Annotated in this window: 26 protein-coding genes; 5 read left to right on the top strand and 21 right to left on the bottom strand. The window is 67.4% G+C overall.

Features of this window, described 5'->3' with window-relative positions; all coding sequences use genetic code 11:
- Positions 1-146: 146 nt before the first annotated feature.
- The 10 genes from GRB96_RS09165 to GRB96_RS09120 form a co-directional block, all read right to left on the bottom strand.
- Positions 147-701: a hypothetical protein gene (locus GRB96_RS09165; RefSeq protein ID WP_161431861.1), complete on the bottom strand. Its 555-nt coding sequence runs from the start codon at positions 699-701 to the stop codon at positions 147-149.
- A 238-nt stretch (positions 702-939) separates the two neighbouring features.
- Positions 940-1,515: a nitrous oxide reductase accessory protein NosL gene (locus tag GRB96_RS09160; protein WP_161431860.1), complete on the bottom strand. Its 576-nt coding sequence runs from the start codon at positions 1,513-1,515 to the stop codon at positions 940-942.
- 40 nt (positions 1,516-1,555) lie between these two features.
- Positions 1,556-2,380, bottom strand: a complete 825-nt coding sequence (locus GRB96_RS09155) for an ABC transporter permease (RefSeq protein WP_161431859.1) — start codon at positions 2,378-2,380, stop codon at positions 1,556-1,558.
- Positions 2,377-3,321 (bottom strand): ABC transporter ATP-binding protein, encoded by a 945-nt coding sequence (locus GRB96_RS09150; protein ID WP_161431858.1) that lies wholly within the window; start codon positions 3,319-3,321, stop codon positions 2,377-2,379. The genes GRB96_RS09155 and GRB96_RS09150 overlap by 4 nt, the downstream gene beginning before the upstream one ends.
- Positions 3,318-4,679 carry a nitrous oxide reductase family maturation protein NosD gene (locus GRB96_RS09145; protein WP_161431857.1) on the bottom strand — a complete coding sequence of 454 codons (1,362 nt, stop codon included), beginning with the start codon at positions 4,677-4,679 and terminating at the stop codon, positions 3,318-3,320. The genes GRB96_RS09150 and GRB96_RS09145 overlap by 4 nt, the downstream gene beginning before the upstream one ends.
- 56 nt (positions 4,680-4,735) lie before the next feature.
- Positions 4,736-6,628 (bottom strand): TAT-dependent nitrous-oxide reductase, encoded by a 1,893-nt coding sequence (gene nosZ / locus GRB96_RS09140; protein ID WP_161431856.1) that lies wholly within the window; start codon positions 6,626-6,628, stop codon positions 4,736-4,738.
- A gap of 3 nt (positions 6,629-6,631) precedes the next feature.
- Positions 6,632-8,761, bottom strand: a complete 2,130-nt coding sequence (nosR, locus tag GRB96_RS09135) for a transcriptional regulator NosR (protein ID WP_161431855.1) — start codon at positions 8,759-8,761, stop codon at positions 6,632-6,634.
- Positions 8,762-8,873: 112 nt separating this feature from the next.
- Complete coding sequence (locus tag GRB96_RS09130) at positions 8,874-9,188, bottom strand: c-type cytochrome (protein ID WP_161431854.1); 315 nt, start codon at positions 9,186-9,188, stop codon at positions 8,874-8,876.
- Between the two features lie 277 nt (positions 9,189-9,465).
- Positions 9,466-9,915, bottom strand: a complete 450-nt coding sequence (locus GRB96_RS09125; RefSeq protein WP_161431853.1) for an Rrf2 family transcriptional regulator — start codon at positions 9,913-9,915, stop codon at positions 9,466-9,468.
- Between the two features lie 36 nt (positions 9,916-9,951).
- Positions 9,952-10,365, bottom strand: a complete 414-nt coding sequence (locus GRB96_RS09120; protein ID WP_161431852.1) for a YbaN family protein — start codon at positions 10,363-10,365, stop codon at positions 9,952-9,954.
- Positions 10,366-10,453: 88 nt separating this feature from the next.
- On the opposite strand from GRB96_RS09120, the gene GRB96_RS09115 reads away from it, so the two are divergent.
- Together GRB96_RS09115 and hemN are read left to right on the top strand one after the other, a co-directional pair.
- Positions 10,454-11,596 carry an NnrS family protein gene (locus GRB96_RS09115; protein ID WP_161431851.1) on the top strand — a complete coding sequence of 381 codons (1,143 nt, stop codon included), beginning with the start codon at positions 10,454-10,456 and terminating at the stop codon, positions 11,594-11,596.
- A gap of 113 nt (positions 11,597-11,709) precedes the next feature.
- Positions 11,710-13,095: an oxygen-independent coproporphyrinogen III oxidase gene (gene hemN, locus GRB96_RS09110; protein WP_161431850.1), complete on the top strand. Its 1,386-nt coding sequence runs from the start codon at positions 11,710-11,712 to the stop codon at positions 13,093-13,095.
- A 188-nt stretch (positions 13,096-13,283) separates the two neighbouring features.
- Here hemN and GRB96_RS09105 read toward each other — a convergent pair whose 3' ends face one another.
- A complete protein-coding gene (locus GRB96_RS09105; RefSeq protein WP_161431849.1) occupies positions 13,284-14,201 on the bottom strand; it encodes an AEC family transporter in 918 nt (305 codons plus the stop codon).
- Positions 14,202-14,308: 107 nt separating this feature from the next.
- Between GRB96_RS09105 and GRB96_RS09100 the strand changes: the two genes are divergently transcribed.
- Positions 14,309-14,821 carry a hypothetical protein gene (locus GRB96_RS09100; protein WP_161431848.1) on the top strand — a complete coding sequence of 171 codons (513 nt, stop codon included), beginning with the start codon at positions 14,309-14,311 and terminating at the stop codon, positions 14,819-14,821.
- Complete coding sequence (locus GRB96_RS09095; RefSeq protein ID WP_161431847.1) at positions 14,818-15,408, top strand: SCO family protein; 591 nt, start codon at positions 14,818-14,820, stop codon at positions 15,406-15,408. The genes GRB96_RS09100 and GRB96_RS09095 overlap by 4 nt, the downstream gene beginning before the upstream one ends.
- Positions 15,409-15,434: 26 nt before the next feature.
- Here GRB96_RS09095 and GRB96_RS09090 read toward each other — a convergent pair whose 3' ends face one another.
- From GRB96_RS09090 to GRB96_RS09060, 7 genes are all read right to left on the bottom strand, one after another.
- Positions 15,435-16,511, bottom strand: coding sequence for an alpha/beta hydrolase family protein (locus tag GRB96_RS09090; RefSeq protein ID WP_161431846.1), 1,077 nt, complete (start codon positions 16,509-16,511; stop codon positions 15,435-15,437).
- Positions 16,504-17,223, bottom strand: a complete 720-nt coding sequence (locus GRB96_RS09085) for a BamJ family beta-barrel-assembly machinery protein (protein ID WP_161431845.1) — start codon at positions 17,221-17,223, stop codon at positions 16,504-16,506. The genes GRB96_RS09090 and GRB96_RS09085 overlap by 8 nt, the downstream gene beginning before the upstream one ends.
- A gap of 292 nt (positions 17,224-17,515) precedes the next feature.
- Positions 17,516-17,959, bottom strand: coding sequence for a universal stress protein (locus GRB96_RS09080; protein ID WP_161431844.1), 444 nt, complete (start codon positions 17,957-17,959; stop codon positions 17,516-17,518).
- Positions 17,960-17,976: 17 nt separating this feature from the next.
- Positions 17,977-19,260 carry a TRAP transporter large permease gene (locus GRB96_RS09075; protein ID WP_161431843.1) on the bottom strand — a complete coding sequence of 428 codons (1,284 nt, stop codon included), beginning with the start codon at positions 19,258-19,260 and terminating at the stop codon, positions 17,977-17,979.
- A 30-nt stretch (positions 19,261-19,290) separates the two neighbouring features.
- Entirely contained in the window at positions 19,291-19,869 is a 579-nt protein-coding gene (locus GRB96_RS09070; protein ID WP_161431842.1) for a TRAP transporter small permease, read from the bottom strand.
- Positions 19,870-20,048: 179 nt separating this feature from the next.
- The gene (locus tag GRB96_RS09065; protein WP_161431841.1) at positions 20,049-21,071 is read right to left on the bottom strand and encodes a TRAP transporter substrate-binding protein; all 1,023 of its coding nucleotides are present in this window, start codon (positions 21,069-21,071) and stop codon (positions 20,049-20,051) included.
- Positions 21,072-21,164: 93 nt separating this feature from the next.
- Positions 21,165-21,701, bottom strand: a complete 537-nt coding sequence (locus GRB96_RS09060) for a TIGR02444 family protein (RefSeq protein ID WP_240894146.1) — start codon at positions 21,699-21,701, stop codon at positions 21,165-21,167.
- Between the two features lie 50 nt (positions 21,702-21,751).
- Here GRB96_RS09060 and GRB96_RS09055 point away from each other — a divergent pair, with 50 nt between their 5' ends.
- On the top strand, positions 21,752-23,695 hold the full coding sequence (locus GRB96_RS09055) for an ATP-binding cassette domain-containing protein (RefSeq protein WP_161431840.1): 1,944 nt from the start codon (positions 21,752-21,754) through the stop codon (positions 23,693-23,695).
- On the opposite strand, the gene dtd is transcribed toward GRB96_RS09055, so the two are convergent.
- From dtd to GRB96_RS09040, 3 genes are all read right to left on the bottom strand, one after another.
- Positions 23,692-24,129: a D-aminoacyl-tRNA deacylase gene (gene dtd, locus GRB96_RS09050; protein WP_161431839.1), complete on the bottom strand. Its 438-nt coding sequence runs from the start codon at positions 24,127-24,129 to the stop codon at positions 23,692-23,694. The genes GRB96_RS09055 and dtd overlap by 4 nt on opposite strands.
- 51 nt (positions 24,130-24,180) lie before the next feature.
- Positions 24,181-24,750 (bottom strand): chalcone isomerase family protein, encoded by a 570-nt coding sequence (locus tag GRB96_RS09045; RefSeq protein WP_161431838.1) that lies wholly within the window; start codon positions 24,748-24,750, stop codon positions 24,181-24,183.
- Positions 24,751-24,828: 78 nt separating this feature from the next.
- The gene (locus tag GRB96_RS09040; RefSeq protein ID WP_161431837.1) at positions 24,829-25,674 is read right to left on the bottom strand and encodes a universal stress protein; all 846 of its coding nucleotides are present in this window, start codon (positions 25,672-25,674) and stop codon (positions 24,829-24,831) included.
- Positions 25,675-25,726 lie beyond the last annotated feature (52 nt).

The raw sequence follows: 25,726 nt of genomic DNA, 5'->3' as shown, positions 1-25,726 counted from the left end.
CAGTCCTTCCGGGCAGGTCAGTGGAGTCAGCGCCCAGCATACGGCGCCGGGCGGCGGCTGTCAGCGCTCGTCGTCCCGGCAGCAGGGTTATCGCAGTAGAAGCACCGCTCAAGGCTTTCCCCGGCGTCTTTCGCTATCACCGCAGGCTAACTGCGATAGCCTTGGTCCCGGCAGGCCGTGCGGGCGCGTGCCATCGCCTCATCGGCACCGTCGAGGGCGAAGACCATGAACCAGGGATCGTCGGGGCCGCGCATCAGGCGCAGCCGCAGCAGCTCGCCCTGGCGCATCTCGTCGAGCAGCAGCGGCTGTTCCGGCAGGTCGAACTGCACATAGAAGCCGCTGTCGCCACGTTCGGTACGAAACTCGGCCTGGCCCGAATGGATGGTCTGCTCGTCGACCCGGAGGTCGGCGGGCACGCGGTTGGCCAGGCGACTCTCGGCCTGGCGTTCGCCGAGGTCGACCCGCATCTCCAGCCAGGGTGCCTCGCAGGCACCGGGGGTGAAGGTGACGCTGAAGTGGGCGTCGGTGTAGGTGTTGCCCTCCAGGGCGCGGTAGAGGCGCTGCTCGCCGAGGTTCAGGGTCATCGACTGCCAGGCGCCGTGGCGCTCGACCTCGGCGACGTTGAACTGTACCGCGGCAACCGGCCAGGCCAGGGCCAGGCCGACCAGAACGGCAACGAGATGGGGAAGGCGAGACGGCATCCTGGGCTCCTCGGGGGACGATGCGCCCGAGGCTAGCATGCCGCCCCCCGACGCGCAGCCGGGAGGCTACTGGAAACAGAAGAAAGACCGCTCAAGGCTTCTCCGGCGACAGGGCTTCGAGGGGGCGCTGTGAACCCTTCCGTGGGCGCTACCGATGCCATCCCTGGCATAGGACCCCCTCTTCGCCCTGTCCCCGGCGCCTTTCGCGACCGTCGCATGCCTGACTGCGATAGCCGTGCTATTGGGAATGCTGCATACCTTCCATGTCGTCGCCCATCTCCATGGGCATGCCCCCACCGATATCGCCACCCAGCTCGCCGCGGCCCAGGCGACCCAGCAGGTCGATGTCGATCTCGGCGAAGGTGACCAGCTCCCCGCCATGCTCCTCGCGGAACGCCTCGGCATCGGCCTCGTCGGCGAAGGAGGCCAGGGTGTGGCCCATGGCGCCGCGCTGGTCGTGACCCACCACGTAGATCGCTTCGCTGGCCGGCACGAAGGCCTCGTCGTCGGGGGTGGCCCAGCTGGCGGCGGCCACGTCATGTACATAGGCGTGGGAGACTTGGGTCTCGTTCTCGGGCTGCTTGAGGAAGGCGAACAGGTCCATGGTGGAGCAGAACTTCAGCGGCTCGCTCTGCTTCTCCATGAAGGCCTCGCCCTTGGGCCCGGGGTGCTCGGTGATCAGCATCCCGCAGACATGGCAGCTATCGCCCGCCTCGATGGGCTGGGCGGCGGCCAGCGCCTCGGGTTCTGACTCGCCGCAGGCGGCGAGCAGCAGGGCGGACATCAGCAGCAGCGGCAGAAGCAGTTTCTTCATGGGGTCTCTCTACGGGAGTGGCTAGGGAAATCGGAGAGGGTCAGGCGGCGCGGCGTCGGAAGCGCAACAGTGCCAGACCCAGGGGCACCAGGATCCAGGCCACCAGGATGGCGGTGACCATGGCCGGGCGGAAGGCACTGCCCTCGGCGATGGAGGTCAGGCCGGTATAGCTGCGGGCGGCCTCGAAGCCGGTCAGGTTGATCAGCCGGAAGCATTCGGTGGGGTTGAGCAGCAGCAGCCAGGGCAGCCAGTCGCCGCCCCGCTCGACGCTGACCAGCAGCGCCAGCAGCCCCAGGTCGAAGACCAGCACGAACAGGAACCACACCACCAGGGCCAGGCCGGCGGCACGCGCCTTCTCGGTGACCCATACGCTGATCAGGTAGGCGAAGGCGATGAATACCCAGCCGAGCAGGATGCTGCTGCCGATCAGCAGGCCCATGCCGGCGGCCAGCTCGGTCAGCGCCACGCCTTCGGCGCCCACGGCGATCACCGCCCCGGCAATGCCGAAGCCCAGCGCCGTGGCGGCGGCCAGGATCAGGCTGTGGCCGAGGAACTTGCCGAGCAGCAGCTGGGTGCGGCTGATGGGGTAGGTGAGCAGCAGCAGCAGGGTGCCTGCCTCCTGCTCGCCGACCACGGCATCGTAGGCCAGCAGCAGGGCGATCAGCGGGATCAGGAATACCGCGAGGGTGGCCAGGCTGACCACGGTGGTGGCCAGGGAGGTAAAGCCCAGGCCGCCGCTGGCGGCGGCACCGAACCAGGCGATGCCCACGGCGAGGAAGGCCAGCACCAGGGCGATGGCCAGCACCCAGCGGTTGCGCAGGCCGTCGCGGAACTCCTTGCCGGCGATGGTCAGGATGGCGTTCATTCGGCGTCTCCTCGTTGCGCGGGCGAGAGTTCGGCGGAGAAGTGGGTGTAGAGATGCTCCAGGGTCGGCGGCAGCAGCTCGATATCCTCGACGCCGGCGGTGTCGGTGAGTCGGCGCAGCACGGCGAGCTTGGCGTCCGGCGGCACCGTCAGCGCCACCTCGTGGGCGTCGTGGGGGGTGACCGTGATACGCGGGTCATCCCAGCCGGCCAGGCGCTGGGCGAGGTCGCCTGCGCCGCCGTGGCCCCGGGCGCGCACGGTGATCGGCAGGGCCGCTTCCTCGCGCAGCTCCGTCAGGCTGCCCAGCGCCAGGCGCTTGCCGCCACCGAGGATCAGCGCACGGTCGATATAGGGCTCCACCCCCGGCAGCACGTGGGAGGAGAGCAGCACCGTGCAGCCGCGCTCGCGCAGGCCGCGCACCGTGTCGTAGAAGTCGCGGGTGGCGGCCGGGTCGAGGCCGGTGGTGGGCTCGTCGAGCAGCAGCAGGCGCGGATCGCCGAGCAGCGCCTGGGCCAGCCCCAGGCGCTGGCGCATGCCCTTGGAGTAGGTCTTCACCCGGCGGTGGGCGGCGTGGCCGAGGCCGACCCGATCCAGCAGTTCACCCACCTGGCCGCGATCGACCCGTTTCAGGCGGGCGAAGTAGTCGAGTACCTCCCGGCCGCTCAACTGCTCGTAGAAGCTGACATTCTCGGGCAGGTAGCCCAGGCGGCGGCGCAGGGTCTCGGCGTGGGCGCCGTCGGGGGCGCCGCCGAGGACCGCCACCTGCCCTTCGCTGGGCGAGAGCAGCCCCAGGATCAGGTGCATGGTGGTGGTCTTGCCGGCACCGTTGTGGCCCAGCAGAGCCAGCACCTCGCCCTCGTCCACCTGCAGGTCGAGGGCGTCGAGGCGCACCAGGCCGCCGTCGCGGCGGGTGACGCCCTGGAAATCGATTACCGCGGTCATGCGCTGGCGTCTCCCCTTTCGGGTGTATGGAAGGCGGATCCATTCGAGTCGGATGCATCCAGGTCGGGTTCATTCATCAGCGGGTGGCTGTCCTTGACCCCCTGGGGGCGGAATACCGGGAACTGACGCTGTACCCAGCGCAGCGCCAGCACCGCGGGGCTGTGCATCAGCAGCCGCGCCACCGGGTAGCGCCACAGCAGGCGATCCATGGCATCGTTGGGCTCGTAGGGGGTGTCGCCCACCCCATCGCCATCCAGATCCCAACCCAGGTAGTCGCTCCAGTAGTTGCCGTGTCCCGCCTCGGACCACTCCTGGGCCCGGGTGGCCACGTACATCACCTGCTGGCGGTTGTCGACGAAGGCGTTGCCCACCAGCTCGTTGTCCTCGGAGCCGGCGGTGAGATGGATGCCGATATCGCTCTCGGCCAGGCGGTTGGCCTCGAAGCGATTGTACTGGGAGTTGTAGACGAACAGCGCCTTGCCATCGGCGCCGCTGACCAGCCCCTTGCCCTGGGCGTCGCGGCGCTGGTGGGCGCGGGTGATCCGGTTGTCGCGCAGCAGGGAGTCGGTGATGTTGTTCATCAGGATGCCGTAGTTGCGATCCCCCTCCGAGCGGTTGCCGACCACCCTGAGGCGCTTGGACTGCATCAGCGCGTAGCCGGTGCGGGTATCCCGGGTGGTGTTCTCCTCCACGCGGTTGTCGTAGGCATACATGTAGTGCACGCCATAGCGCAGTTCCTGCATATGGTTGCCGCGCAGCAGACACTGGCTGCTGGTGTCGATATAGATGCCGTCGCGGGTATGGCGGATATCGTTGCCCTCCACCCGGACGTTGCGTGAGTTGAACAGGTGCACGCCGTTGCCGCGATCCTGGGAGCGCACGGTAGCGTCGCCGCGGATCACGTTGTCGAGCACCTGGACGTCGCTGACGGCGTCGAGCCACAGGCCGAAGCCGGGGCCTTCGAGCCGCGAGTCGCGAATCACGCTGCCGCCGGCGCTCTCCTCGATGAAGATGCCGGCGTCCATCTCGGTGAGGTTGGCGCCCCAGTTCTCGATGGTCACGCCCTCGATCACGATGTCCGGGGCGTCGAGTACCACGGCGTGGCCCTCTCCGCCGCCATCGATCACCGCGCCCGTTGCGCCCGAGAGGGTCAGGGTGCGGTCGATGACCAGCGGCCCGGGGTAGCGGCCCGCGGGAAGCAGCAGGCGGTCGCCGCGCTCGGCGCGCTCGATCAGCGGTTGCAGCGGTTCGCCGGGAGTGGCCGTCAGGTCGGCGGCCAGCAGGCCGCCCGGCAGCCACACGAGCAGCCAGGCGGCAAGAAACAGTCGGGGGACGACGCGGGGCTGTCGTCGGGTCATGCGTCTCTCCAGTAAAGAAGCGGGGCCGGGCGTCTGCCCGGCCCCTCTGGGTGCTATCAGGCCTTCTCGACCAGCATGCGGCCGGTCATCTCCATATGCATGGCGTGACAGAACCACTGGCAGTAGTACCAGTGCACCCCGGGCCGGTCGGCGGTAAAGGTGACACTGGCGGTCTGCTGGGGGCTGATCTCCATGACGGCGCCGTGATTGGTCATGGTAAAGCCGTGGGTGACGTCCTCGACCTGGTCGAGGTTGGTGATCACCACCGTGACCTCATTGCCCTGCTTGACCTTGAACTCGGTGATCCCGAACTGCGGTGCCACCGAGGTCATGTAGACGCGTACCTGGTTACCGTCGCGCACGATCTTGTTGTCGGTCTCCAGGGTGACGCCGTCCTCCTTGGCCATGGCCACGGTCTCGGCGAAGAAGGGGTCATCGCGGTCCCAGACCTTCTTGGGGTTGATCTGGTCGGCGCGCACCAGGATGCAGTCGTGGGGCTCGGCGAAGGCGGGGCCGTCGTGGACCAGCTTCATCTCCTCGCCGGAGATATCGATCAGCTGGTCGTTCTCCGGGCGCAGCGGGCCCACCGGCAGGAAGCGGTCCTTGGAGAACTTGGAGAGCACCACCAGCCACTTGCCGTCGGCATCCTTGGTCTCGGTAAGGCTGGCGTGGTTGTGCCCCGGCTGGTAGTGGACATCCAGCTTCTGACGCAGGTAGTTCACCTCCTCACCGTTGTAGGCGCGGATGGCGTCCTCGATGTTCCACTTGGCGATCTGGCTATCGATGAACAGCGTGGTGTAGGCGTTGCCGCGGCCGTCGAAGGTGGTGTGCAGCGGCCCCAGGCCCAGCTCCGGTTCGCCGACCACGGCGTCACGCGGCTCGATGGAATCGTCGAACACCTCGGGCAGCTTGTCGATGGCGATGATCGAGCAGGTCGGGGAGAGCTTGCCGTTGGCGATGAAGTACTTGCCGTCCGGCGAGGTGTTGAGGCCGTGGGGGTTCTTGGGCACCGGGATGTAGCGGGTCAGCTTGGAGCCCTTGCGGCCATCGACCACCGGCACCTCGCTGTCGCCCAGGGTCTTGAACTCGCCGGCTTCCACGGCGGCCTCGATCGCCTCGACGTCGAATACCACCACCCAGTCGCGCTCGGCGCGCATGGTGTCGGCCAGGGTCATGCCCTTCTCGGAGTTGTAGCAGGTCGAGGCCACGAAGCGTCCGGTGTAGTCGGCATCGGTGTTGTCGAGGTTGCCGTCGACGATCACCTGCCAGGCCACCTCCATGCTCTCGGCGTCGATGCCGTTGAACATGGTGTAGTAGCCCTCCGGGTTCTCCATGCCGCGGCCGTCATTGACGATGTCGTCGTCGTGATGGGGGATGGGGAACTCGGCGTTGGCGAACACGTACTTGGTGTGCGGCACCTTCTGCAGGCGCAGGCCGTGGATCGCCTGGACGTTGGGGATGGTGGTGATCTTGTCCGTCTTCATGATGTCGAGACGGATACGGGCCACCCGGGTGTTGGCCTTGTCGTTGATGAACAGGTACTTGCCGTCGTAGCTGCCATCGGTCATGGAGATGTGCGGGTGGTGGGAGTCACCGTTGAGGAACTTGACCGAGTCGCCCAGCACTCGCCTGGACTCGTTGGTGATCCCCCAGCCCGTGGCCCCCTCCTGGTTGAACACCGGGATGCGCATCAGCTCGCGCATGGAGGGGATGCCGACCACCCGGACCTCGCCGGACTGGCCGCCGCTCCAGAAACCGTAGTACTGATCGAGCTCGCCCGGGGCGACCTCGATGCTGCCTTCGGCGGCGCGGGCCTTTTCGCTGCCGCCGAGCAGGGTGCCGGCGCCGAAGCCGCCGGCCAGGCCCGCCCCGGCCACGCCGGTCACCGCGCTATTGCGCAGGAAGTGGCGGCGCCCGAGATTCTCGATCGTCTTCTTCTTGTCACTCATGGTTCACTCCTCCTGATAGGTCGGAATCCGCTGCAGCCGTGCGCTGGCGGGGTCATGGCTCTCGACGCCTCCCTTGCCACGGGAGAGGCGCGACGCCTTCTCATAGCGCTTGCGCCGCTTGATCATCGGCGGACAGCGCTTGTCGTCGTGGTAGGTGATCTGGCAGTCGAGACAGTAGTGGCACTCGTTGGCATTGATGCGACCATCCGGGTGGATGGCGGCCACTTCGCATTCGTTGGCGCAGATCTGGCACGGGGTGCCGCAGTCACCGCGGTGCCGCTTCAGCCAGTCGAACAGGCGCAGGCGGGCGGGGATCGCCAGGCCGGCGCCCAGCGGGCAGACGTAGCGGCAGTAGAACTTGTGGTTGACGGCGGAGATCGCCACCAGCACCAGGGCGTAGAGCAGGAAGCCCCACTCGCGCTGGAAGCGCAGGGTGATGGCGGTCTTGAAGGGCTCCACCTCGGCATAGCGCTCGGCGGTGCCCAGCGAGTGCAGCGAGACCGCGAACAGCCCCAGCAGGATGATGTACTTCAGCGCCCAGAGCCGCTCGTGGAGACCGAAGGGCGGCTCGTACTGCTTCACGCCGAGCTTGCGGGCAGCCTTGTTGACCAGGTCCTGGAGGGCGCCGAAGGGGCACAGCCAGCCGCAGAACACGCCGCGGCCCCACAGCAGAAGGCTCACCGCCACGAAGGACCAGAGGATGAACATCATCGGGTCGATCAAAAAGGAGCCCCAGCTGAAGTCGGTGATCAGGGCGTTGGTGAAGGTCAGGATATTGACCACCGAGAGCTGGGCCAGGGAGTACCAGCCGATGAACACCAGGGTGTAGACCAGAAAGCCCAGGCGCAGCGGGCGCAGGATGCGCGGATGCTTCACCAGCACGTCCTGGAACAGCATGATGCCGGTGAGCACGATCAGGCCGGCGGCGAGCACGGCGATCTGGAAGGCCTTGTCCTTCCACACCTCGACCCAGATCGGCACCTCCTTGGGCGGCTCGGGACGCTCGATATACGCCTCGGGCACGCTGTAGTCGGCGCTGAAGCGGCTGAACTCGGTGTCCAGGGGGCCGGAGGCGCGGCGCACCAGTAGCTCCAGCTGCCACGGCTGGCCGGGGTCGAAGGCGGCCGCATCGCGAATGATGAAGATATCGCGCTCGTCGAAGGCCGGGGCGCCCTCGATGCCGAGGTTGCCCAGGCGGATATGGTCGCGGTCATGGAAGCTCACGGTGTTGCCGTTCTGGGAGAGCTCGATGCGATCGAAGATGCCCCCGCGCACGTAGCCGGAGCCCTTGAAGGAGTAGTCGCCGCGTCCCATCACCGCGATGGCATGCTCGCCCTCGTCGAGCCGCTCCATCAGCTGCTCGTAGCCGGTGTCGCCGAGCAGGTTGCGCCCGGCGGTGGGCGGGTTCAGGTAGGTGTAGAAGAGCTCGATGAAGGTGCGCTCCGCCGGCTGCGGCGTATGCATGTAATCCTCGGCCGGGGTGCCCACGAAGGAGTCGTCCACCTCGCCATGGGTCAGGTGCAGGCGGCGGATGGTGCCGTCGCCGGTGAGCGTCGACCAGTCCGCCGCCTCGAAGACATCCTCGCGCACCGTTGCCGCCGGGGCGGCGGAGGGGTCGGCGATCAGCCCCTGCTCGGCGGCGACCAGGCGGGCGGCGCGCATCACGGTGTCGCTGACCACGATGACGGTCACGGTGGCACCGGAGATGGCGTCGAGGTTCCCACCTACCTTCATGCGGTCGTTGACGTGGGCGCCGACGTGGTCGTCGGCGAAATCCTCGAGCTTCTGCTCGGGAATGCCCACCAGCATGATGGGCTCCTCGTGGCTGATCACGTCGGCCTGGACGATATTCCCATCGAGGTCGAAGGCCACCAGCATATTGACCGGCTTGCCGGAGTAGGCGGGAATCGGCGCCATCTCGACGCTCTCGAAGGCGTAACCGAGCGTCTCGTTACCGGCCATGACCCGGCTGACCGGCCACTGGGAGTCGGCAGGCTCTAGGCGGTCCGCCGCGGGGAAGCCTTCGCGCACCTGCGCCAGCTCCATGGCGTGCAGCGGCAGGGAAACCAGCAGGAAAATAAGCGTCAGCAGCAGGCCGACAAGTCCGGCCGGCCGAAGGGATGATTCGGGCATGGGGAGGTCCTTGGGGGCGTGAGCCTAGGCGGCACGGGCGGCATCCCGGCCGCCACCCATATGCAGCAGGGCCGGCGCTGTGCCGGCCCGGACCGTCATTACTGACTGGCGGTCATTCCTGGCTTGAATAGTAGGCGGCGATGTCGGCGATATCCTCATCGGAGAGGCCCTGGGCCATGGGCGTCATCAGCATGGCGTTGCCACCCTGGCGCTGGCTGTCGCGATAGGCCTTGAGGCTGCTTTCGAGGTAGGTGGCCGATTGGCCGTTGAGGTTCGGGTAGATGGGGGCCAGGCCCTTGCCGTCGGTGCCGTGGCAGGCCACGCAGGTGCCGATCTTGTCAGCCCCGGCCTCGGCGTCGCCGGCGGCCTGGGCGTCCATGGCCAGTAGGGCTCCGCCCAGCATGGTGGCCGCGAGGATCAGTTTCATAAGGAACCTCCAGAATGCATTTTCAATTGCCTAGAAAAGCCCGGTTGCGACAATCGACCTCACCGGGCAGCTATTGCCATCTTGCCAGGCAACGTGACTGCTCAGCTTGACGTGGGTCATCTACAGCCTAGACCCATGAGGCAAAAAAGCAAAAGAAATGCCTAATAAAGCATGGGGGAGGTGTCGGCAGGGCCGCCGCGACCCGGCGATGAGGTCGCCCGGGAGTCGCCGGAGCAGCGGGCCCGGCATGGGCCGCGAGCGTGGGAGGGTGGCCGCTTCAGGCGGCGGGAGTGTCGTCCAGCTGCAGCAGGCGGATCAGTGGCTGGCGGCGTGGGCCCAGCAGGTCCTCCAGGGTGTAGCCGTCGAGCACCGCGAGGAAGGCCTCGAGTGCCTCCTTCAGGATATGCTTGAGCCGGCATGCAGGGGTGATCACGCACTCATTGTCGTCGCCGAAGCACTCCACCAGAGTAAGGTCACGTTCGGTGCGGCGCACCAGCTCGCCAAGCACGATGCTGTGTGGCTCCTGCCGGAGCAGCAGTCCGCCGTTCTTGCCGCGAATGGAGGTGATATAGCCGTGGTGACTGAGGTCCTGGACCACCTTCATCAGGTGGTTGCGCGAGATGTCGAAGCGCTCGGCGATCTCGGTGATGGTGGAGCGACGCTCGCCCTTCACCGCCAGATAGAGCAGCACACGCAGCGAATAGTCGGTAAAGCGAGTCAGGTGCATGAGAGAAAGCGTCGCCTCCTGGCGTCGTGGATCGAATCAGCGTCGGGCCCAGCTTCGGGGTGCCTCAAAGGAAGGCGCTGCCACGCTGGCAGGGCGGCTCAGCACATAGCCGGCCACCGCAACGAATAACAGCCCCGATGCCACCAGTCCCGGGAGCGGCACGCCGCTGGCCCACAGCATCATCCAGCTGGCGGCCAGCAGCAGCGGTGCCAGGACCTTGGCGCGTCGCGGTATGGCACGTTCTTCGCGCCAGGCCTGCAGGGAGGGGCCGAAGCGTGGATGGTCATGCAGCCAGCGCGCCAGCCGCGGTGACCCCTTGGGGGCCGACCAGGCCGCCAGCAGCAGGAAGGGGGTGGTCGGCAGCAGTGGCAGCACCATGCCGGCGGTACCGAGCCCGATGCAGCCATAGGTAAGCCCGCACCAGGCGAGCCGCGAGGCGGATCCTGACATGTGGTGACCTCCCGTGCTCGAGGGCGTAGACTGTTAAGTAGCAATTTATATGCATCTTAGCACTGCGGGGAAGGTGGGAGTTTGCGCCATGTCAACGAAAGCCGACATCTCTCGCCCCACGCTGCCGGCCTGGCGGCTGTTCTTTCCCCTGGCGGCCCTGCATGCCGCGATTACGGTGCCGCTGACGCTGGCCGTATTCTATCACGGCCTGCCTCTGGGGCTCATCGCTTCCCCTGCGGCACACGGTCGCGAACTGCTGTTCGGTTTCGCCCTGGCGGTGATCGCCGGCTATCTGCTGGGACCGTTGTCGCGCCGCGGGCTGCTGGGGCTGGCGGCGCTGTGGCTCGTTGCCCGGATCGGCGGGCTGGTTGGTCCCGAGGCGCTCCCCGTGCTGCTGGCCGATGCCCTGTTCGCCGCGCTGCTCGCCTGGCGGCTGGTGCCGCGCTTCCAGGCCGCCAAGAAGTGGCGCAATCGGATGCTGTCGCCGCTGCTGGGCCTGCTCTGCCTGCTCGCCATTGCCAGCCTGGCCGGGCGCCTGGTGCAGCACGGCATGCTGACTCCTGCACTGATACGCCACGCCGTGCTCTGGCTGGTGCTGCTGATGACCTTCATGGGGGGGCGCGTGCTGGCGCCGGCCATCAACGGCCATCTGATGGCCAGCCGGCGCCAGGCCGGGGCCGGAGTCCAGCCGCGCCTGGAGGCGGCGCTGATCGTGCTGCTGGGCGTGACTCCGCTGCTCGCCCCCTGGTCAGCCACGGCAAGCCTGGCAGCGCCCCTGACGGCGATGGCGGGGCTGCTGGTGCTGTGGCGGCTCTGGCGCTGGCGCCCCTGGGCCTGCCGGCAGCGCCCCGACCTGCTCGGCCTGATGCTGGGCTATGCCTGGCTGGGGGTCGGGCCGCTGCTGGCGGCGCGTGTCCTGTGGCTGGGCCAGCCGCTGGGTGGTGTGCTGCACGCCTTTACCGTGGGGGCACTGGGCACCCTGGCCAGCGGCATCATGCTGCGTCAGGCCATTCTCCGGGCCAAGGGGCGGCCCGAGCGAGAGCCGCTGCTGTTGCCGCTGGCACTGCTCTTCACCGTGGCCGCCGTGCTGCGCCTGGTGGCCTATCCGGCCGGCGCCGCCTGGCTGCCCCTGCTGTGGGCTTCCGCCCTGGCCTGGAGCCTGGCCTGGCTGCTCACCGCCTGGCGACTGCTTGGCTGGTCACGACGCGTGCCGAGTCGCACTAGGATTTGACCGGCGTCAACTACCACCACAAGGGTACCGACGCGCCGGCCCCAGGCTGGCATACTGCCCAGCATTCGGCAGCGCCGTGGCGCTGCCAGAGCTTTCAACGAGGCCGTTTGATCATGCAAGACCATCTGCTCTTCAATCGCCCGCTGGTCGAGAAGTACGACCGCCCCGGGCCGCGCTACACCTCCTATCCCACGGCGCCCCAGTTCCATGCGGCCTTCGCCGAGGATGACTACCGTGCGGCGGCCGAGCGCAGCAACCGCGCCGAGACGCCCAAGCCGCTGTCGGTCTATGTGCATATCCCCTTCTGCAAGAGCCTCTGCTACTACTGCGCCTGCAACAAGATCATTACCCACAACACCGAGCGTGCCGCGGAGTACCTGGCCTGGCTCCAGCAGGAGATCCGTGTGCAGGGGGCGCTGTTCGACGAGACCCGGCGCATGACCCAGCTGCACCTGGGCGGCGGCACCCCGACCTACCTGAGCAATACCCAGCTCGGCGAGCTGATGGCGAGCCTCGATGACGCCTTCCACTTCGCGCCGCCCGAGGAGCGCGAGTTCTCGCTGGAGGTGGACCCGCGCACCGTGACCCCCGAGCAGATCCATGAGCTGCATGCGCTGGGCTTCAACCGCCTGAGCTTCGGGGTGCAGGACTTCGACCCCGACGTGCAGAAGGCGGTCAACCGCGTGCAGAGCGAGGAGGATGTCATCTCCCTCGTCCACGCCGCCCGCGACGCGGGCTTCGAGTCGGTGAGCGTCGATCTCATCTACGGCCTGCCGCTGCAGACGGTGGCCAGCTTCGACACCACCCTGGACAAGATCATCGCCCTGCGCCCGGACCGCATCGCCACCTACAGCTATGCCCACCTGCCGGAACTGTTCAAGGCCCAGCGCCTGATCCGCCCCGAGGACATGCCGCCCCCCGAGCGCAAGCTGGAACTGCTGGAGCTGACCATTCGCCGCCTCACCGAGGCCGGCTACGTGTACATCGGCATGGACCACTTCGCCCTGCCCGAGGACGAGCTGACCCTGGCCCGCGAGAATGGCACCCTGCAGCGCAACTTCCAGGGCTACTCCACCCATGCCGACTGCGACATGATCGGCCTGGGCATCACCTCCATCGGCAAGGTAGGCGACACCTACAGCCAGAACGTCAAGGAGACCGCCCAGTACCAGCATCGCCTGCAGGAGGGCCGCCTAGGGGTGTTCCGTGGCTACCGGCTCAGCGACGACGATCGCCTGCGTCGCGACGTGATCAACGCCCTGATGTGCCATAACCGCATCGACTTCGCCGTCATCGAGGCGGAGCATGGCATCGTCTTCCGTGACTACTTCGCCGATGCCCTGGAGGAGCTTCAGGAGATGGCCGACGACGGCCTGCTGGCGATCCGCGATGCCGAGATCGAGGTGCTGCCCGCCGGTCGGCTGATGATGCGCAACGCCGCCATGGCCTTCGACGCCTACCTGGCCCACAGCAAGGGGCGCTATTCGCGCACGGTGTAGAACGAAAAAGGCCACCCTCGGTGAGGGTGGCGCAAGACCGTGACTAGCAATGAGGAGGGAGAAACCAGGCCAGGAGACTGGCGGGCCCTGGCTGGTGACGGCGCCTCATCAACGCCGACAACTGAAGAGTAATCGTTCTCGTTTGCCTTGTCAACACAAATGCGAGCGTTTTTTATTTGCAGTGCGAATCAGGCGCCCGCCAGGCGCAGCCACAGCGGCAGGGTCACCATGGCCAGCAGGGTCTGGCCGGTGATCAGCGCCGCCATCATCTCGGCATCGCCGCCCAGCTGGCGGGCCAGGATATAGGCCGAGGTGGCGGTGGGAAGGGCGGCGAACAGCAGCACTACGTCGCGGCTCACCGGATCGAGACCCAGCAGCAGCGCCAGGGCCAGGGCCAGGGCCGGCATCAGCCCCAGCTTCACCAGATGGCTGGCCCAGATGCCGCGATCGCGGCGCACCAGGGCCGCGGGGCGCAGCGCCACGCCCACCGCCACCAGGCCCAGGGGCAGGGCGGCACGTCCCAGCAGTTCCACCGTCGCCGCACTCCAGCCCGGCAGGCCGATGCCGCTGACGTTCAGGCCGATACCGACCAGGCAGGCGAGGATCAGCGGGTTGCGACCCAGGGCGGCCAGGCTCTTGCCCAGGCTGCCGCTGCCCAACGTTCCCGCGGCGATGAAGCTGGTCACGCAGAGCACGTTGACCACCGGGACCATCAGCGCCACGGCCACCGCGGCCACGGTGGCCCCCGGCGCACCGTGCAGTGCCGCGGCGCCGGCTACCCCCACGTAGGTGTTGAAGCGCAGTGCGCCCTGGAAAGCCGAGGTGAAGGCCGCGGGCTCCATGCCCAGCCAGCCGCGTAGCGCCCACAGCAGGGCGGCGAACACCCCCATGGCACCGAGCAGCGCCACCGCCACCCGGGTCACCGGTACCTGGCTGACGTCGGCGGTGGCCAGGGTCGAGACCAGCATGGCGGGGAACAGCAGGAAGTAGATCAGCCGTTCAAGCCGTGGCCAGAAGTCACCCCCCGGCTGACGCAGCCAATCCAGCACACAGCCCAGCAGGATCAGCAGGAACAGGGGCCCCAGGGCCCCCGCGATATCCGCCATGTCGGTCTCCTTGGTCTCGTTGCCTGCGACATCGCTCCGCAGTCTGCCACAGACGAATGCTGATAAGCTTGCCGGCATAGCCTCTTACCGTGGGGATCATGTCCTCCATGCCCGACTCTTCCAGCCACGAAGCGATCATTACCCGTCCTCCGCTGCTGCGCCTGTTGGTGCTGTTTACCTTGGGCACGGTGGCTGTGGCGCTGTGGTTCCTGGCCAGTCACCTGCTGCGCGATGCGGGGCAGGTGCACTGGTACCCCGAGGCGCCCGGCTGCGAGCTGAGTGCTGGGCCCTGCCTGGCCGAGCTGGGCAATGAGCGCCGGCTGGCCCTCGACCTCGGCGTGCGTGGCGAGATCCGCGCCCTGCAGCGCCTGCCCCTGGAGGTCGACCTCGATGGGGTGGATGCCCAGCGCGTGGTGGTGGACTTCGTGGGCCGCGACATGGACATGGGGTTGCACCGCTACCCCCTGACCCTGGGTGAGGATGGCCGCTACCACGGCGAGGGGCAGATCCCGATCTGTACCGATGTGGTGATGCCGTGGCGGGCGCGTGTCATCGTCGAGACGGCCGATGGTAAGCTGGGCAGCGGGTTCGATTTCGATGTGGAGAGAGACGCGCCATGAAACGCAAGGGAGTCTGGGCCGGTGTTGTCCTGATCGTGCTGCTGCTGGCGGTGGGTGGCGTCGGCTGGTACCAGCAGCTGCTGGCCTCCGGGGGCGATGGCGGCCCGGTCGGAGGGCCGGTGGAGCTCCCCTCGACCCAGGGTGACTTCTCGCTGACTCAGCTCGAGGAGGACCAGCTGGCGGTACTCTTCTTCGGCTATACCTACTGCCCCGACGTCTGCCCGATGAGCCTGGCGGTGGTGCGTCAGGCGCTGGCCGAGCTCGAGCCCGCCCAGCGCCAGCGCGTGGTGCCGCTGATGGTCTCGGTGGATCCGGAGCGCGACAGCCTCGAGCGGCTGGAGGAGTATCTGGCCTTCTTCGGCGAGCGCTTCATCGGTGCCACCGGCAGCCAGGCCCAGCTCGAGGAGCTGGCCGAGCGCTACGGCGTGGTGTGGCGCAAGGTCGAGGCGCCGGATTCGGCCATGGGCTACACCATCGACCATAGCTCGTCGCTCTACCTGGTCGATCGTGAGGGGCAGATCCAGCGGCGGGTGCTCTACTCCCCCTCCCACCAGGGACTGCTCGCCGCACTGCACGAGACGCTCTAGGCACCCTTGCCCTCACCACCGGGCGATCAGCGTGGCGAGGGGTCTTCCTGCAGGCGCTCCAGCATCGCCATCAGTGCGCGTGTCTGGCTGCCTTGGCGGCTGTCGTGCAGGGGGTCGAGCTGCCAGGTGCTCTCCGCATAGCCCCACCAGTCCCAGCAGCCTTGGGGGTTGCCCAGGCGGGTCTCGGCCTGGGGATAGAGCACGATGCGCCGGTTCTCCGCCGCCCAGGCGTTGAGCCCGGTGTGGCGCACGAAGGTCTCACCGATCTGCTCGGCGCCCATGCTGCAGCCGTGCAGTGCCAGGCTGACCGCACAGTCACCCGCCTCGCACCCCTCCGGCACGAACAGGTAGCCGGTATCGGCCAGTCCCTTGGCCTCGAAGTCGCCCTGATCGAAGCGCAGCAGCTCACCGTCCAGCCCATCGCTGGCGGGAGGTGCCTGCTCGCCGTGGAGCCAGGCCAGGGCATCGCCGGCGATATCCAGATCGCAGGCCAGCAGGTGGGGGGCACCCCCCTCACGGCAGTCGGCAAGCTCGCCGGCGTCGGACGGGATCACCGCCGCATCCACGGGCCAGCCGTGACCCACTTCCGCGTCCTGGCGTAGCTGCAGCTGTGACGGATCGCCGAGCCAGCCCTGGAACTGCTCGGCCAGCGCCGCGCCCAGGCGTGGCTCGACCACCGTATCGGCGTCGCCGTGCCAGACATAGACCCTGAGTGCCTCCAGCGCCTCGGCCTCGCCCACCAGTTCGCGCTCGCGGTAGTCGGCCAGGCGCTGCTCCAGCGCCTGCAGGTCGGGCATGCCGCGCCGGGTGGTCATGCACTGGCCCAGCGCCAGCCCCAGCGAGCCCTGGGCACACGACCAGGGGCCGGCGGCCAGCACGCCGAGTCCCGCGAAACGTTCGGGCCAGGCCACCGCCAGCTGGGTGGCCATATAGCCTCCCGAGGAGACGCCGAGCACGCTGGCGCCCGCGCTGCTTGCGCCCAGCGCGGGGAGCCGTTGTGGTGGGGTATCGGCAGGCGGTGAGGTTTCGGCAAGCAGCGCAGTCGAGGGGAGTGCCGCGAGCAGCGCGACGGCTACCCAGGCGCCTCGCTGCGACTTACTCATTGTCCTGGCTGTCGCCGGAGGAGGCTTCCGCGTCGTCGATACCGAGCAACTCGACCTTGAAGGTCAGCGTCTCGTTGGGGCCGATGGGGCCCTGGCCCTGGGCGCCATAGGCCAGCTCGGCGGGGATCACGATCTCCCAGGTGTCGCCCACGCTCATCAGCTGCAGGGCCTCCTGCCAGCCCTCGATCACCTGGTCGACACGAAAGCTGACCGGCTCGCCGCGCTCATAGGAGCTGTCGAAGACGGTGCCGTCGATCAGGGTACCCTCGTAGTGCACCTCGACGCTGTCCTGAGCGCCGGGGGTGGCGCCATCACCGGATTCCAGTTCGCGGTACTGCAGGCCGGAGTCGGTGGTCTCGACGCCATCGCGTTCGGCGTTCTCGGCCAGGTAGGCCTCGCCCTCGGCGCGGTTGGCCTCGGCGGCGGCTTCGGCCTCCGCCTGGCGAGCGGCGGCGGCCTGCTGCTGGAAATTCATCAGCGCCTCGGCCATCTCCTCGTCGCTCAGCGCGAGATCCTCGCCGGCGAAGACATCCTGGATCGCCTGGGTGAAGGCGTCGACATCGAGGTCCTCGACGTCCTGCTGGATGCTCTGGCCCAGGGTCACGCCCAGGCTGTAGCCGAGTTTCTCGTCGTCACTTTCCATGGCGCCGAATGCCAGGGGGGCGGCACCCAGCAGGGCGGCGAGAGAGGCGGTGGTCAGCAGTCGTTTCATGGAAGTCCCTTGTGGTTCCGGCGCCGTCGGGCGCCTGGGTGAATGCGAACCTTGGGACTCTAACAGGGCCGGCCCGGTTCCGCAGCAGCGCGAAACCGGGCCGGGGGAGTCGTAGATGGATGGCAACATCGCTCAAGGCTTTTCCGGAGACAGGCCTGCGAGGGGGCGCTGTAAACCCGTCCCTGGGCGCTACCGATGCCATCCCTGGCATAGGACCCCCTCTACGACCTGTCCCCGGCGCCTTTCGCTACCGAGACCGAGCTAACTGTGGTGGCACGGGCCGGGGGCGGGGTCAGACCACCAGGGTGGGGCAGTGGGCAGAGCCCGCCACGCGCTGGGAGACGCTGCCCAGCAGCAGGCTCTTGTCGCCGTTGGTGCCCTGGGCGCCGATCACGATCAGGTCGCACTCGCGCTTGCGGGCGAAGCGCACGATGGTACGCGAGGGACGCCCGCCCTTGACGAAGGCGCGCAGCTTGTCGGCCGGCACTCCCATCTCGATGGCCTGGTTCTTGGCATGCACGGCGATCTCGGTGGCGTACTCCTTGAGGGCGTCGTCGGGTATCTCCAGCTTGTCGGGGCGCACCATGGAGAGCGATGCCTCGAGCAGGCTGTGGTGCTTGAAGACGCACAGCAGGTAGAGCTCCGCTCCGGTCAGCAGCTGCAGCCCCACGCCCTTCTCGAGTGCCTTGAGCGCGCCCTTGGAGCCATCCACCGGGACCAGGATCCGATTGAACATGGTTCACTCTCCTTGGATCAGTTGAACGCCACGTCGCGCAGGAACAGGGCGATCTGCGGGAACATGATCAGCAGCGCCGCGGCCAGTACCAGCATGAAGATGAAGGGTGGCGTGCCCTTGATCACGTCCAGGTAGGGGCGCTTGAAGATCGCGATGGCGGTGAAGATGTCACAGCCGAAGGGTGGCGTGGCCGAGCCGATGGCGACCTGCAGGGTGATCAGGATACCCACCAGCACCGGATCGAGGCCGGTAGCGGCGATCGCCGGGGCGAAGATCGGCGTCAGCACCAGGATCACCACGATGGGATCGACGAACATGCAGGCCACGAAGAAGGAGATGCAGATCGCGATCAGCACGCCGGTAGGTCCGGCCTCGTTGATGCCCACGGCCTCCAGGATCGCCTGGGGAATCTGCGCGAAGGAGATGATCCAGGAGAAGCCGTTGCCCGCCGCTACCAGGATGAACACCACCGCGGTGATCAGGCCGGTGGACTTGGCGATGGCGTAGATATGCTGCATTTTCAGCGAACGGAAGATGACGAATTCCAGGAAGACCGCGTAGAGCACGCAGGCCGCCGCGGCCTCGGTGGGGCTGAAGACGCCGCCGTAGATGCCGCCGACGATGATCACCGGGAAGCCCAGGGGCCACAGTGCCTGACGAACGGCGGTAAGGCGTTGGCTCCAGTTGGCCCTGGCTTCGGTGGGCACATCGCGGATGATGGCGTAGGCGACGCAGTAGGCGGAGAACATCGCCAGGATCATCAGGCCCGGGCCGATGCCGGCGATAAAGAGCTCGGCGATGGAGGTCTCGGAGATGACCCCGTAGATGATCATGCCGATGCTCGGCGGGATCAAGAAGGCGATATCACTGGCGTTGATGATCAGCGCGAGGGTAAAGGAGTCGGAGTATCCGGCCTTGAGCATCTTGGGACGCAGCGGGGAGCCCACTGCTACCACGGTGGCCTGGGTAGAGCCCGAGACGGCGCCGAACAGGGTGCAGGAGGTGGCGGTGGAGACCGCCAGGCCACCCTTTATATGGCCGATGAAGGACATCACCATGGCGATCAGGCGGTCGGCCGACTGGCCGCGGGTCATGATGTCGGCGGCGAGGATGAACATCGGCACCGCGATCAGCGACGCGGGCCGGATACCGGCCATCATCTGCTGGATCAGGGTATCCATCTGCCCCAGGCCGTTGAACATCATGAAGAAGCCGATCACCGCGGCGGTGATCAGCGGGATCATCATCGGAAAGCCCAGCAACAGCAGGGCGATCATGGTGCAAACCATTATTGTGGTCATAGTGCGTTCCCCCGAGCGTAGCGCCCTGCGTCAGACTTCCGTTTCCGTGTCCTTGTAGCCATCGACCACGCCGGTCGACAGGTAGACATCCCTTGAGGTCATGTTCTTGATGGCGGTGAGCAGGTACTGGATGCCGGTGATCAAAAAGCCCAGTGGCGCCCAGACATAGATCAGCCAGATCGGAAAGCCCAGTGCCGGCAGTACCCGACCCTTGGACTGGAGGTCGAGGATATAGATGAGCGAGTAGTAGAGCAGGAAGAACATCACCAGCGAGGTGAACAGGGCGATGAAGATCATCAGGGCACGGCGGCCGCCCACCGGCAGCGCATCGTAGATGGCCGACATGCGGATGTGGCGGCCGTGGCGCGCCGCATAGCCGATGCCGGCGAAGGTGATCATGATGATCAGGATGCGGTTGATCTCGCCGGTAAAGAAGATGCTGTCGCCGAGCACGAAGCGGGCGATGACGTTGGCGATGGTGTTGATAGCCATCAGCAGCACGCCCATGGCCAGCAGCACCGCCTCCAGCTTGCTGATCAGGGTATCGATGACGCCCAGCGGGCCGGGCAGGCCCGAGCGATAGGCGTTTTCGGCTTCTTCATCTGTCATGGCTGCACTCCCTTCAGCATGCAGTTGGTTGTTGGCCGTGTATCAAGCAACGGCTTCTCGACTGTCAGGATACGCCGCGTAGAGGCGAGGTGTGGTCCCGGGGTCAACGCTGGATGCACGCAACGAACAAGGGGGTGACCCGCTATGGGCCACCCCCTGTCATGGCGACGGGAAGCGAATTACTCCTCGTCGGAGGTCACGGCCTCGAGGTCAGCCTTGAACTGCTCGAGCAGCTCCTGGCCCTGCTCGCCGGCCATCTCGACGAACTTCTCCTCGACCTGCGGTGCCTGCTCCTTGAGCTTGGCGATCTGCTCGTCATCCAGGCGGGTGACGGTGCAGTTGTCGCAGGCTTCCGTGATCTTGTTGAGCGACTCCTCGGCCAGGCCCTGGATATGCTCGATGGTGTGGTCGTAGGCCGCACCGGAGGCTTCGCGTACGAGTTCCTTGTCTTCGTCGGAGAGACCCTCGAAGAAGTCCTGGTTGGCCATCATGGCGGTGGTGAACCAGCCGTGGCCGGTAAAGGTCAGGTGCGGGGAGACCTCATAGAGGCCACCGGACTCGATCCAGAAGATCGGGTTCTCCTGGCCGTCGAGGATGCCGGTCTGCAGGCCGCCGTAGACCTCACCCCAGGGCAGCGGCGTGGGCGTCGCGCCGAAGGCGTTGTAGGTCTCGGAGAGCAGCGGGTTGGTCATCACGCGGATCTTCTTGTTCTGGAAGTCATCCACGGATTCGATGGGCTCGTCGGTGGTGATCACCATCTCGCCCTCGGGGTACATCTTGAGCAGCTCCAGGCCCTGCTCGGCGTAGAGCTCCGGGAACATCTCGTTGATGGCCTTGCTCTCGTCGAAGAACTCGAGCACCGTCTCCATCTCGGTGGGCAGCAGATAGGGGATGAAGAAGATCTGTGCCGACGGGATCAGCGAGCCGGTGAAGCCCGGCGACTGGTTGACGAACTGCAGGATGCCGTTCTGGGTCTGCTCCATGATGTCGTCGGACTCGCCCAGCTCGCCGAAGCGGTAGATCTGGACGCTGTGGTCGGAGTTCTCCTCGACATACTCCTTGAAGGCCACGGCGAAGACGTCCTGCACGTCGCCTTCGTACTCCTCGTGGGCGTAGCGCCAGTTGTCTGCCATGGCGGCGGAGGTCATGCCGAACATCAGTGCGCCGATACCGGCGGTGGTCAACAGCTTGTGTGACTTCATTCTTGTGGTCCCTCTGCAGGTTTTGCCCGGGGCGGCGCAAGCGCTCGCCACGCGGCATCTGGTGAATTCACATTCACACGGCTGATTTTCAGGCTAGCGTGGGCCCCGGGGAGGGTCAAGGCGCATCACCAGGCTATTGAGCGTTGAAAGATGGGCTTTTTTCTTCAGTTGCAGGACATTCGAAAGAAGTTCCTGCGGCGCCGGGTCGCCCGCAGCGCGTCGGCGCAGCGGCCCGGTCATCGCCACGGCTTGCAGGCGTGCGAGCGTCTCGCGCTCGGCCTGCAGCTCGGCCCGCTTGAGGGTCTCGCGCAGCTGGGCCACGCCATGGTGCTCGGCGGCGGCGGCCTTGAGTTCGCGGCGCAGTCGCCGCAGCGGGGTGGTGACCTCGCGCTGCCAGCGGCGCACCTTCGCGAGGGCCGTCTCGCTGCCCGGCTCCGGGATGGCACCATGGTGAAGCAGCCAGCAGCGCCACAGCAGCTCGCAGACGTCGACGCCGGCCTCATCCTGCAGTTGCAGGCAGGCGGCCTCGACGCCCGGGCGTGCATAGAGCGCCAGGGCGAAGGGCCAGAGTGGCGACTCGGCGAGTCGGCACCGCAAGGCGGCCAGCATTTCGGTAGAATCGTCGGTCATGGTTTTTTCGTCGCCGCGTCGAGCGGCGGCCGCATCCTCGTGGAGCTCGCATGATCGCACTGCGCCAAGTTTCCCTGCAACGCGGCACCCAGGCCCTGCTCGAGGGCGCCGACCTCACCCTGCACGCCGGTCACAAGGCGGGCATCGTCGGCCCCAACGGGGCCGGCAAGTCGAGCCTGTTCAAGCTGCTGCTCGGCGAGCTGGCGCCGGATCGTGGCGAGGTCGAGATGAGTGGCGGCCAGCGCATCGCCCATATGGCCCAGGAGGTGGAGGCGCTGGACCGCTCGTTGCTCGATCACGTCCTTGACGGCCATGCCGAGCTGCGTCGGGCCGAGGCGGCCCTGGCGGCCGCCAGGGAGGCGAGCGACGACCATCGCGAGGCGGAGTTGCACGGTGTCATCGAGGCACTCGACGGCTACAGCGCCCCGGCCAGGGCCGCCCAGCTGCTGGTGGGCCTGGGCTTTTCGCAGGCCCACCTCGATCGCCCCCTGGCATCCTTCTCCGGCGGCTGGCGGATGCGCGTCAACCTGGCACGCACCCTGTTCATGCCCTCCGACCTGCTGCTGCTCGACGAGCCCACCAACCACCTCGACCTCGACGCCTTGCTGTGGCTGGAGCAGTGGCTGACGCGCTATCCCGGCACGCTGCTGCTGATCTCCCACGACCGTGACTTCCTGGATGCGGTGTGCGACTGCATCGTGCACTTCGATCGCCGCTCGCTGGTGCTCTATCGCGGCAACTACACCACCTTCGAGCGCACCCGGGCCGAGAAGCTGGCCCTGCAGCAGGCCGAGGCCGCCAAGCAGCAGGCGCGCCGTGAGGAGATCGAGCGCTTCGTGGCGCGCTTTCGTGCCAAGGCCACCAAGGCGCGCGCAGCCCAGAGCCGTCTGAAGATGCTCGAGCGCATGGGCGATATCGCCGTGGCTCACGCCGACTCGCCCTTTCACTTCACCCTGCCCGCCGCGGAGAAGACCTCCCACCCGTTGCTGGTGCTGGACGAGGCGCGGCTGGGCTATCGCGACGAGGCGGGCCATGAGTCGGTACAGCTCGACAACGTCAGGCTGACGCTGCTGCCCGGGCAGCGTATCGGCCTGCTGGGTCCCAACGGCGCCGGCAAGTCGACCCTGATCAAGTCGCTGATCGGTGAACTGCCGCTGCTCGCCGGCAAGCGGGTGGCCGGCGAGCACCTCAAGGTCGGCTACTTCGCCCAGCACCAGCTCGAGGGGCTGGATCTCGCCTCCACCCCCTTCATGCATGTGCAGCGTCTCTCGCCCACCGCCAGCGACCAGGAGATCCGCAACTTCCTGGGCGGCTTCGGCTTCCCGGGCAACGATGTGTTCGGCGAGGTGGGGCGCTTCTCGGGGGGCGAGAAGGCGCGTCTGGCGCTGGCCCTGGTGGCCTGGCAGAAGCCCAACCTGCTGCTGCTCGACGAGCCCACCAACCATCTGGATCTCGAGATGCGCGAGGCGCTGACCGAGGCCCTGGCGGGCTTCGAGGGCACGGTGATCATCGTCTCCCACGACCGCCACCTGCTGCGCGCCAGCGTGGACGAGTTCTGGCGGGTGGCCGACCATCGGGTGGAGCCCTTCGATGGCGACCTGGAGGACTATCGCCTGTGGCTCAAGGCGCGCCTGGAGGGCGAGCGGCGCGAGGCCCGCGGCGACAAGGAGGAACGCCAGGTCGAGGAGGGCGCGCCGAAGGAGGATCGCAAGGCGTCGCGTCGTGCCGCCGCCGAGCAGCGCGAGAAGCTGCGCCCGCTGAAGAAGCAGCGCGACCGCGTCGAGCAGACCATGGACAAGGTCCAGTCACAACTTGCCGAGGTGGAAGCGCTGTTGGGTGATGCCGAGCTCTACACCGATTCCGCCCGCAAGGAGGAGCTCACCACGACCCTGGCCCGCCAGGGCGAGCTCAAGTCGCGTCTCGACGATCTGGAGGCGGAGTGGCTCGTCGCCGAGGAGGCCCTCGAGGCGATGCAGGCCGAACTGGGCGGCTAGCTTTCGAGCAGGAAGGTCACCGGACCGTCGTTGACCAGCGTGACCTGCATGTCGGCGGCGAACTCGCCGCTGGCGACCTTCGGCCAGGCCGCCTCGGCGCGCGCCAGCAGCAGGTGGAAGAGGCGGTCGCCCTCGGCGGGCGGGGCGGCGCTTGAGAAGCTGGGCCGCAGCCCCTTGCGGGTATCCGCGGCCAGGGTGAACTGGGAGACCAGCAGCAGGCCGCCATCGACCTGCTGCAGGTTGAGGTTCATCTTGCCATCGGCATCGCTGAACACGCGGTAGTGCAGCAGCTTGTGCAGCAGGCGCTCCACGGCGGCCTCGTCGTCGCCCTTCTCTACCCCGACCAGGGCCAGCAGGCCGTGGTCGATGGCGCCCACGGTGCGTCCCTCTACCTCCACGCTGGCGCGGGTCACGCGCTGGATCAACGCCTTCATCCTGAGTCTCCCGACGATCTCGAACGCGCGCAGGGTAGCACGCGGCGAGGCTCAGCCGCGCCCCAGCAGGGAGTCACGGAAGTTCTCCTTGAGCGGCGACGCACCCAGCCAGATGGCGAAGAGTGCCTCGGCCAGGGCCGTGTCTCCGCCCCGGTAGAGCTCCTCGTCGTTCAGTGCCAGGCTGAGTTCCTCGTCACTCCAGGTCAGGGCATAGCGGTCACCGGGCTCGACGCTGCGGTAGGCGCGGGTGAAGGCGTTGAGCCCCGCCAGCAGCTCGCGGTAGCCGGCCTCGCCGAGGTTCTCGCGGACCCGGTCGCGGGTGACGCCGGCGAAGTCGTCGGCCTCGATGGCGTGGAAGTACTCCAGCTCCAGGCGCCGCGGGATCTCGTCCAGGGGGGCGGGCGTCCGGCTCTCCGGCGCCTGGTAGTAGGCCCCGGCATAGGCGTCCCAGATCATGTAACGGAACAGGCCGTGGCCGACCAGATGGAAGGGCTGGCCGTCGACCTCGAGCTGGGTGGTGAAGCGGGCGCCGTTGACCTCCACGCGCTCGCTGGCCTGGGCGCTGGCCGTGGGGGCAAGCAGCAGGAGCGCCAGCAGGGAGATAAGGGGAAACAGATGCATGGCAGTGCCTCCAGGAGAAGGGGATCTTCCTGTGCAGACAATGCCACCATGTACAAGTTCTGTCTATTTATTTGCTCGCTACCAGGCACGACACAGCATGATGTCGCAGTGGGGCTCGGCCAGCAGCGACTCGGTGATCTGGCTGTGGCGACCCAGCTGGCCGCGGCTGCCCAGCGCCAGCAGGTCGGGCGGCTGGCGACGCAGGCGGTTCATCAGCACCTCCAGGGGCGCGCCCTGCTCCAGCACCAGTTCCACCTCGGGCACGTCGTCGAGCTCGGCCATCAGGCGTTCCACCTCGGTCTCCAGCTGGCTCTGCAGGCGTGCCACCTCGCGGTCGCGCCAGCGGGCGAAGTCGCCGCGGGAGCCGAGCTCGCGCTCACCGGGGATATCCCAGGCGTGGAGCAGGGTCAGGCGGGTGTCGGGAAAGCGGCGGAGGGTCTCGCGCAGGGTGTGGCGGGAGGTGAGCGAGAAGTCCATGGGCAGCAGGATCTCTTCCCAGCCCTGGCTGGCGGTGTGGCTCACCGAGAGCACCGGGCAGGGAGCACTGCGCAGCACCCGGGCCAGGGTGGTGCCGGCCACCAGATCGGGCTGGCCCCGCTTGCGGTGAGCCCCCAGCACGATCATGTCCACCTCGCGTTCGTGGGCCTCGCGGATGATCTCGGCATAGGGGGAGCCGGTGACCGTCTGCATCAGCACCCGCGGCTCGGGCAGGGCGTAGTCCTCGCGGATATCGGTGAGGGTGGCCTGCATGTCGGCCACCACGGCCTCCTCCAGATCGTGGAGCACGCGGCGTGGCAGGTAGGGGTCGAGGACATGGATGACGTCGAGACGCGCGCCCTGTTCACCGGCCAGGCGCACCGCCCTGGCGAAGGCGGCGCGGTTCTCGGCCGAGAGGTCGCAGGCAAACAGCAGGGTCGGGGTCATGACGGCTCCTTGGCGTGGCGCCACGGCGGTGTAGACCTTCAGCATGGGAGGC

The organism is Halomonas alimentaria, assembly GCF_009902005.1.
Lineage (GTDB): Bacteria > Pseudomonadota > Gammaproteobacteria > Pseudomonadales > Halomonadaceae > Halomonas > Halomonas alimentaria.
The sequence above is the reverse complement of the archived record's forward strand: the minus strand, read 5'-3'. Positions and strand labels throughout refer to the sequence as shown.

Excerpts from the sequence above, each read along its gene's own strand:
- GRB96_RS09055 (WP_161431840.1), top strand. The coding sequence starts at position 21,752 with ATGATCGCACTGCGCCAAGTTTCCCTGCAACGCGGCACCCAGGCCCTG.
- GRB96_RS09100 (WP_161431848.1), top strand. The coding sequence starts at position 14,309 with ATGCCCGACTCTTCCAGCCACGAAGCGATCATTACCCGTCCTCCGCTG.
- GRB96_RS09095 (WP_161431847.1), top strand. The coding sequence starts at position 14,818 with ATGAAACGCAAGGGAGTCTGGGCCGGTGTTGTCCTGATCGTGCTGCTG.
- GRB96_RS09060 (WP_240894146.1), bottom strand. The coding sequence starts at position 21,701 with ATGACCGACGATTCTACCGAAATGCTGGCCGCCTTGCGGTGCCGACTC.
- GRB96_RS09120 (WP_161431852.1), bottom strand. The coding sequence starts at position 10,365 with ATGTCAGGATCCGCCTCGCGGCTCGCCTGGTGCGGGCTTACCTATGGC.
- GRB96_RS09085 (WP_161431845.1), bottom strand. The coding sequence starts at position 17,223 with ATGAAACGACTGCTGACCACCGCCTCTCTCGCCGCCCTGCTGGGTGCC.
- GRB96_RS09070 (WP_161431842.1), bottom strand. The coding sequence starts at position 19,869 with ATGACAGATGAAGAAGCCGAAAACGCCTATCGCTCGGGCCTGCCCGGC.
- GRB96_RS09160 (WP_161431860.1), bottom strand. The coding sequence starts at position 1,515 with ATGAAGAAACTGCTTCTGCCGCTGCTGCTGATGTCCGCCCTGCTGCTC.
- GRB96_RS09040 (WP_161431837.1), bottom strand. The coding sequence starts at position 25,674 with ATGACCCCGACCCTGCTGTTTGCCTGCGACCTCTCGGCCGAGAACCGC.
- hemN (WP_161431850.1), top strand. The coding sequence starts at position 11,710 with ATGCAAGACCATCTGCTCTTCAATCGCCCGCTGGTCGAGAAGTACGAC.
- GRB96_RS09075 (WP_161431843.1), bottom strand. The coding sequence starts at position 19,260 with ATGACCACAATAATGGTTTGCACCATGATCGCCCTGCTGTTGCTGGGC.
- GRB96_RS09045 (WP_161431838.1), bottom strand. The coding sequence starts at position 24,750 with ATGCATCTGTTTCCCCTTATCTCCCTGCTGGCGCTCCTGCTGCTTGCC.
- GRB96_RS09145 (WP_161431857.1), bottom strand. The coding sequence starts at position 4,679 with ATGACCCGACGACAGCCCCGCGTCGTCCCCCGACTGTTTCTTGCCGCC.
- GRB96_RS09080 (WP_161431844.1), bottom strand. The coding sequence starts at position 17,959 with ATGTTCAATCGGATCCTGGTCCCGGTGGATGGCTCCAAGGGCGCGCTC.
- GRB96_RS09125 (WP_161431853.1), bottom strand. The coding sequence starts at position 9,915 with ATGCACCTGACTCGCTTTACCGACTATTCGCTGCGTGTGCTGCTCTAT.
- GRB96_RS09065 (WP_161431841.1), bottom strand. The coding sequence starts at position 21,071 with ATGAAGTCACACAAGCTGTTGACCACCGCCGGTATCGGCGCACTGATG.
- GRB96_RS09115 (WP_161431851.1), top strand. The coding sequence starts at position 10,454 with ATGTCAACGAAAGCCGACATCTCTCGCCCCACGCTGCCGGCCTGGCGG.
- GRB96_RS09155 (WP_161431859.1), bottom strand. The coding sequence starts at position 2,380 with ATGAACGCCATCCTGACCATCGCCGGCAAGGAGTTCCGCGACGGCCTG.
- nosZ (WP_161431856.1), bottom strand. The coding sequence starts at position 6,628 with ATGAGTGACAAGAAGAAGACGATCGAGAATCTCGGGCGCCGCCACTTC.
- dtd (WP_161431839.1), bottom strand. The coding sequence starts at position 24,129 with ATGAAGGCGTTGATCCAGCGCGTGACCCGCGCCAGCGTGGAGGTAGAG.
- GRB96_RS09165 (WP_161431861.1), bottom strand. The coding sequence starts at position 701 with ATGCCGTCTCGCCTTCCCCATCTCGTTGCCGTTCTGGTCGGCCTGGCC.
- GRB96_RS09130 (WP_161431854.1), bottom strand. The coding sequence starts at position 9,188 with ATGAAACTGATCCTCGCGGCCACCATGCTGGGCGGAGCCCTACTGGCC.
- nosR (WP_161431855.1), bottom strand. The coding sequence starts at position 8,761 with ATGCCCGAATCATCCCTTCGGCCGGCCGGACTTGTCGGCCTGCTGCTG.
- GRB96_RS09090 (WP_161431846.1), bottom strand. The coding sequence starts at position 16,511 with ATGAGTAAGTCGCAGCGAGGCGCCTGGGTAGCCGTCGCGCTGCTCGCG.
- GRB96_RS09105 (WP_161431849.1), bottom strand. The coding sequence starts at position 14,201 with ATGGCGGATATCGCGGGGGCCCTGGGGCCCCTGTTCCTGCTGATCCTG.
- GRB96_RS09150 (WP_161431858.1), bottom strand. The coding sequence starts at position 3,321 with ATGACCGCGGTAATCGATTTCCAGGGCGTCACCCGCCGCGACGGCGGC.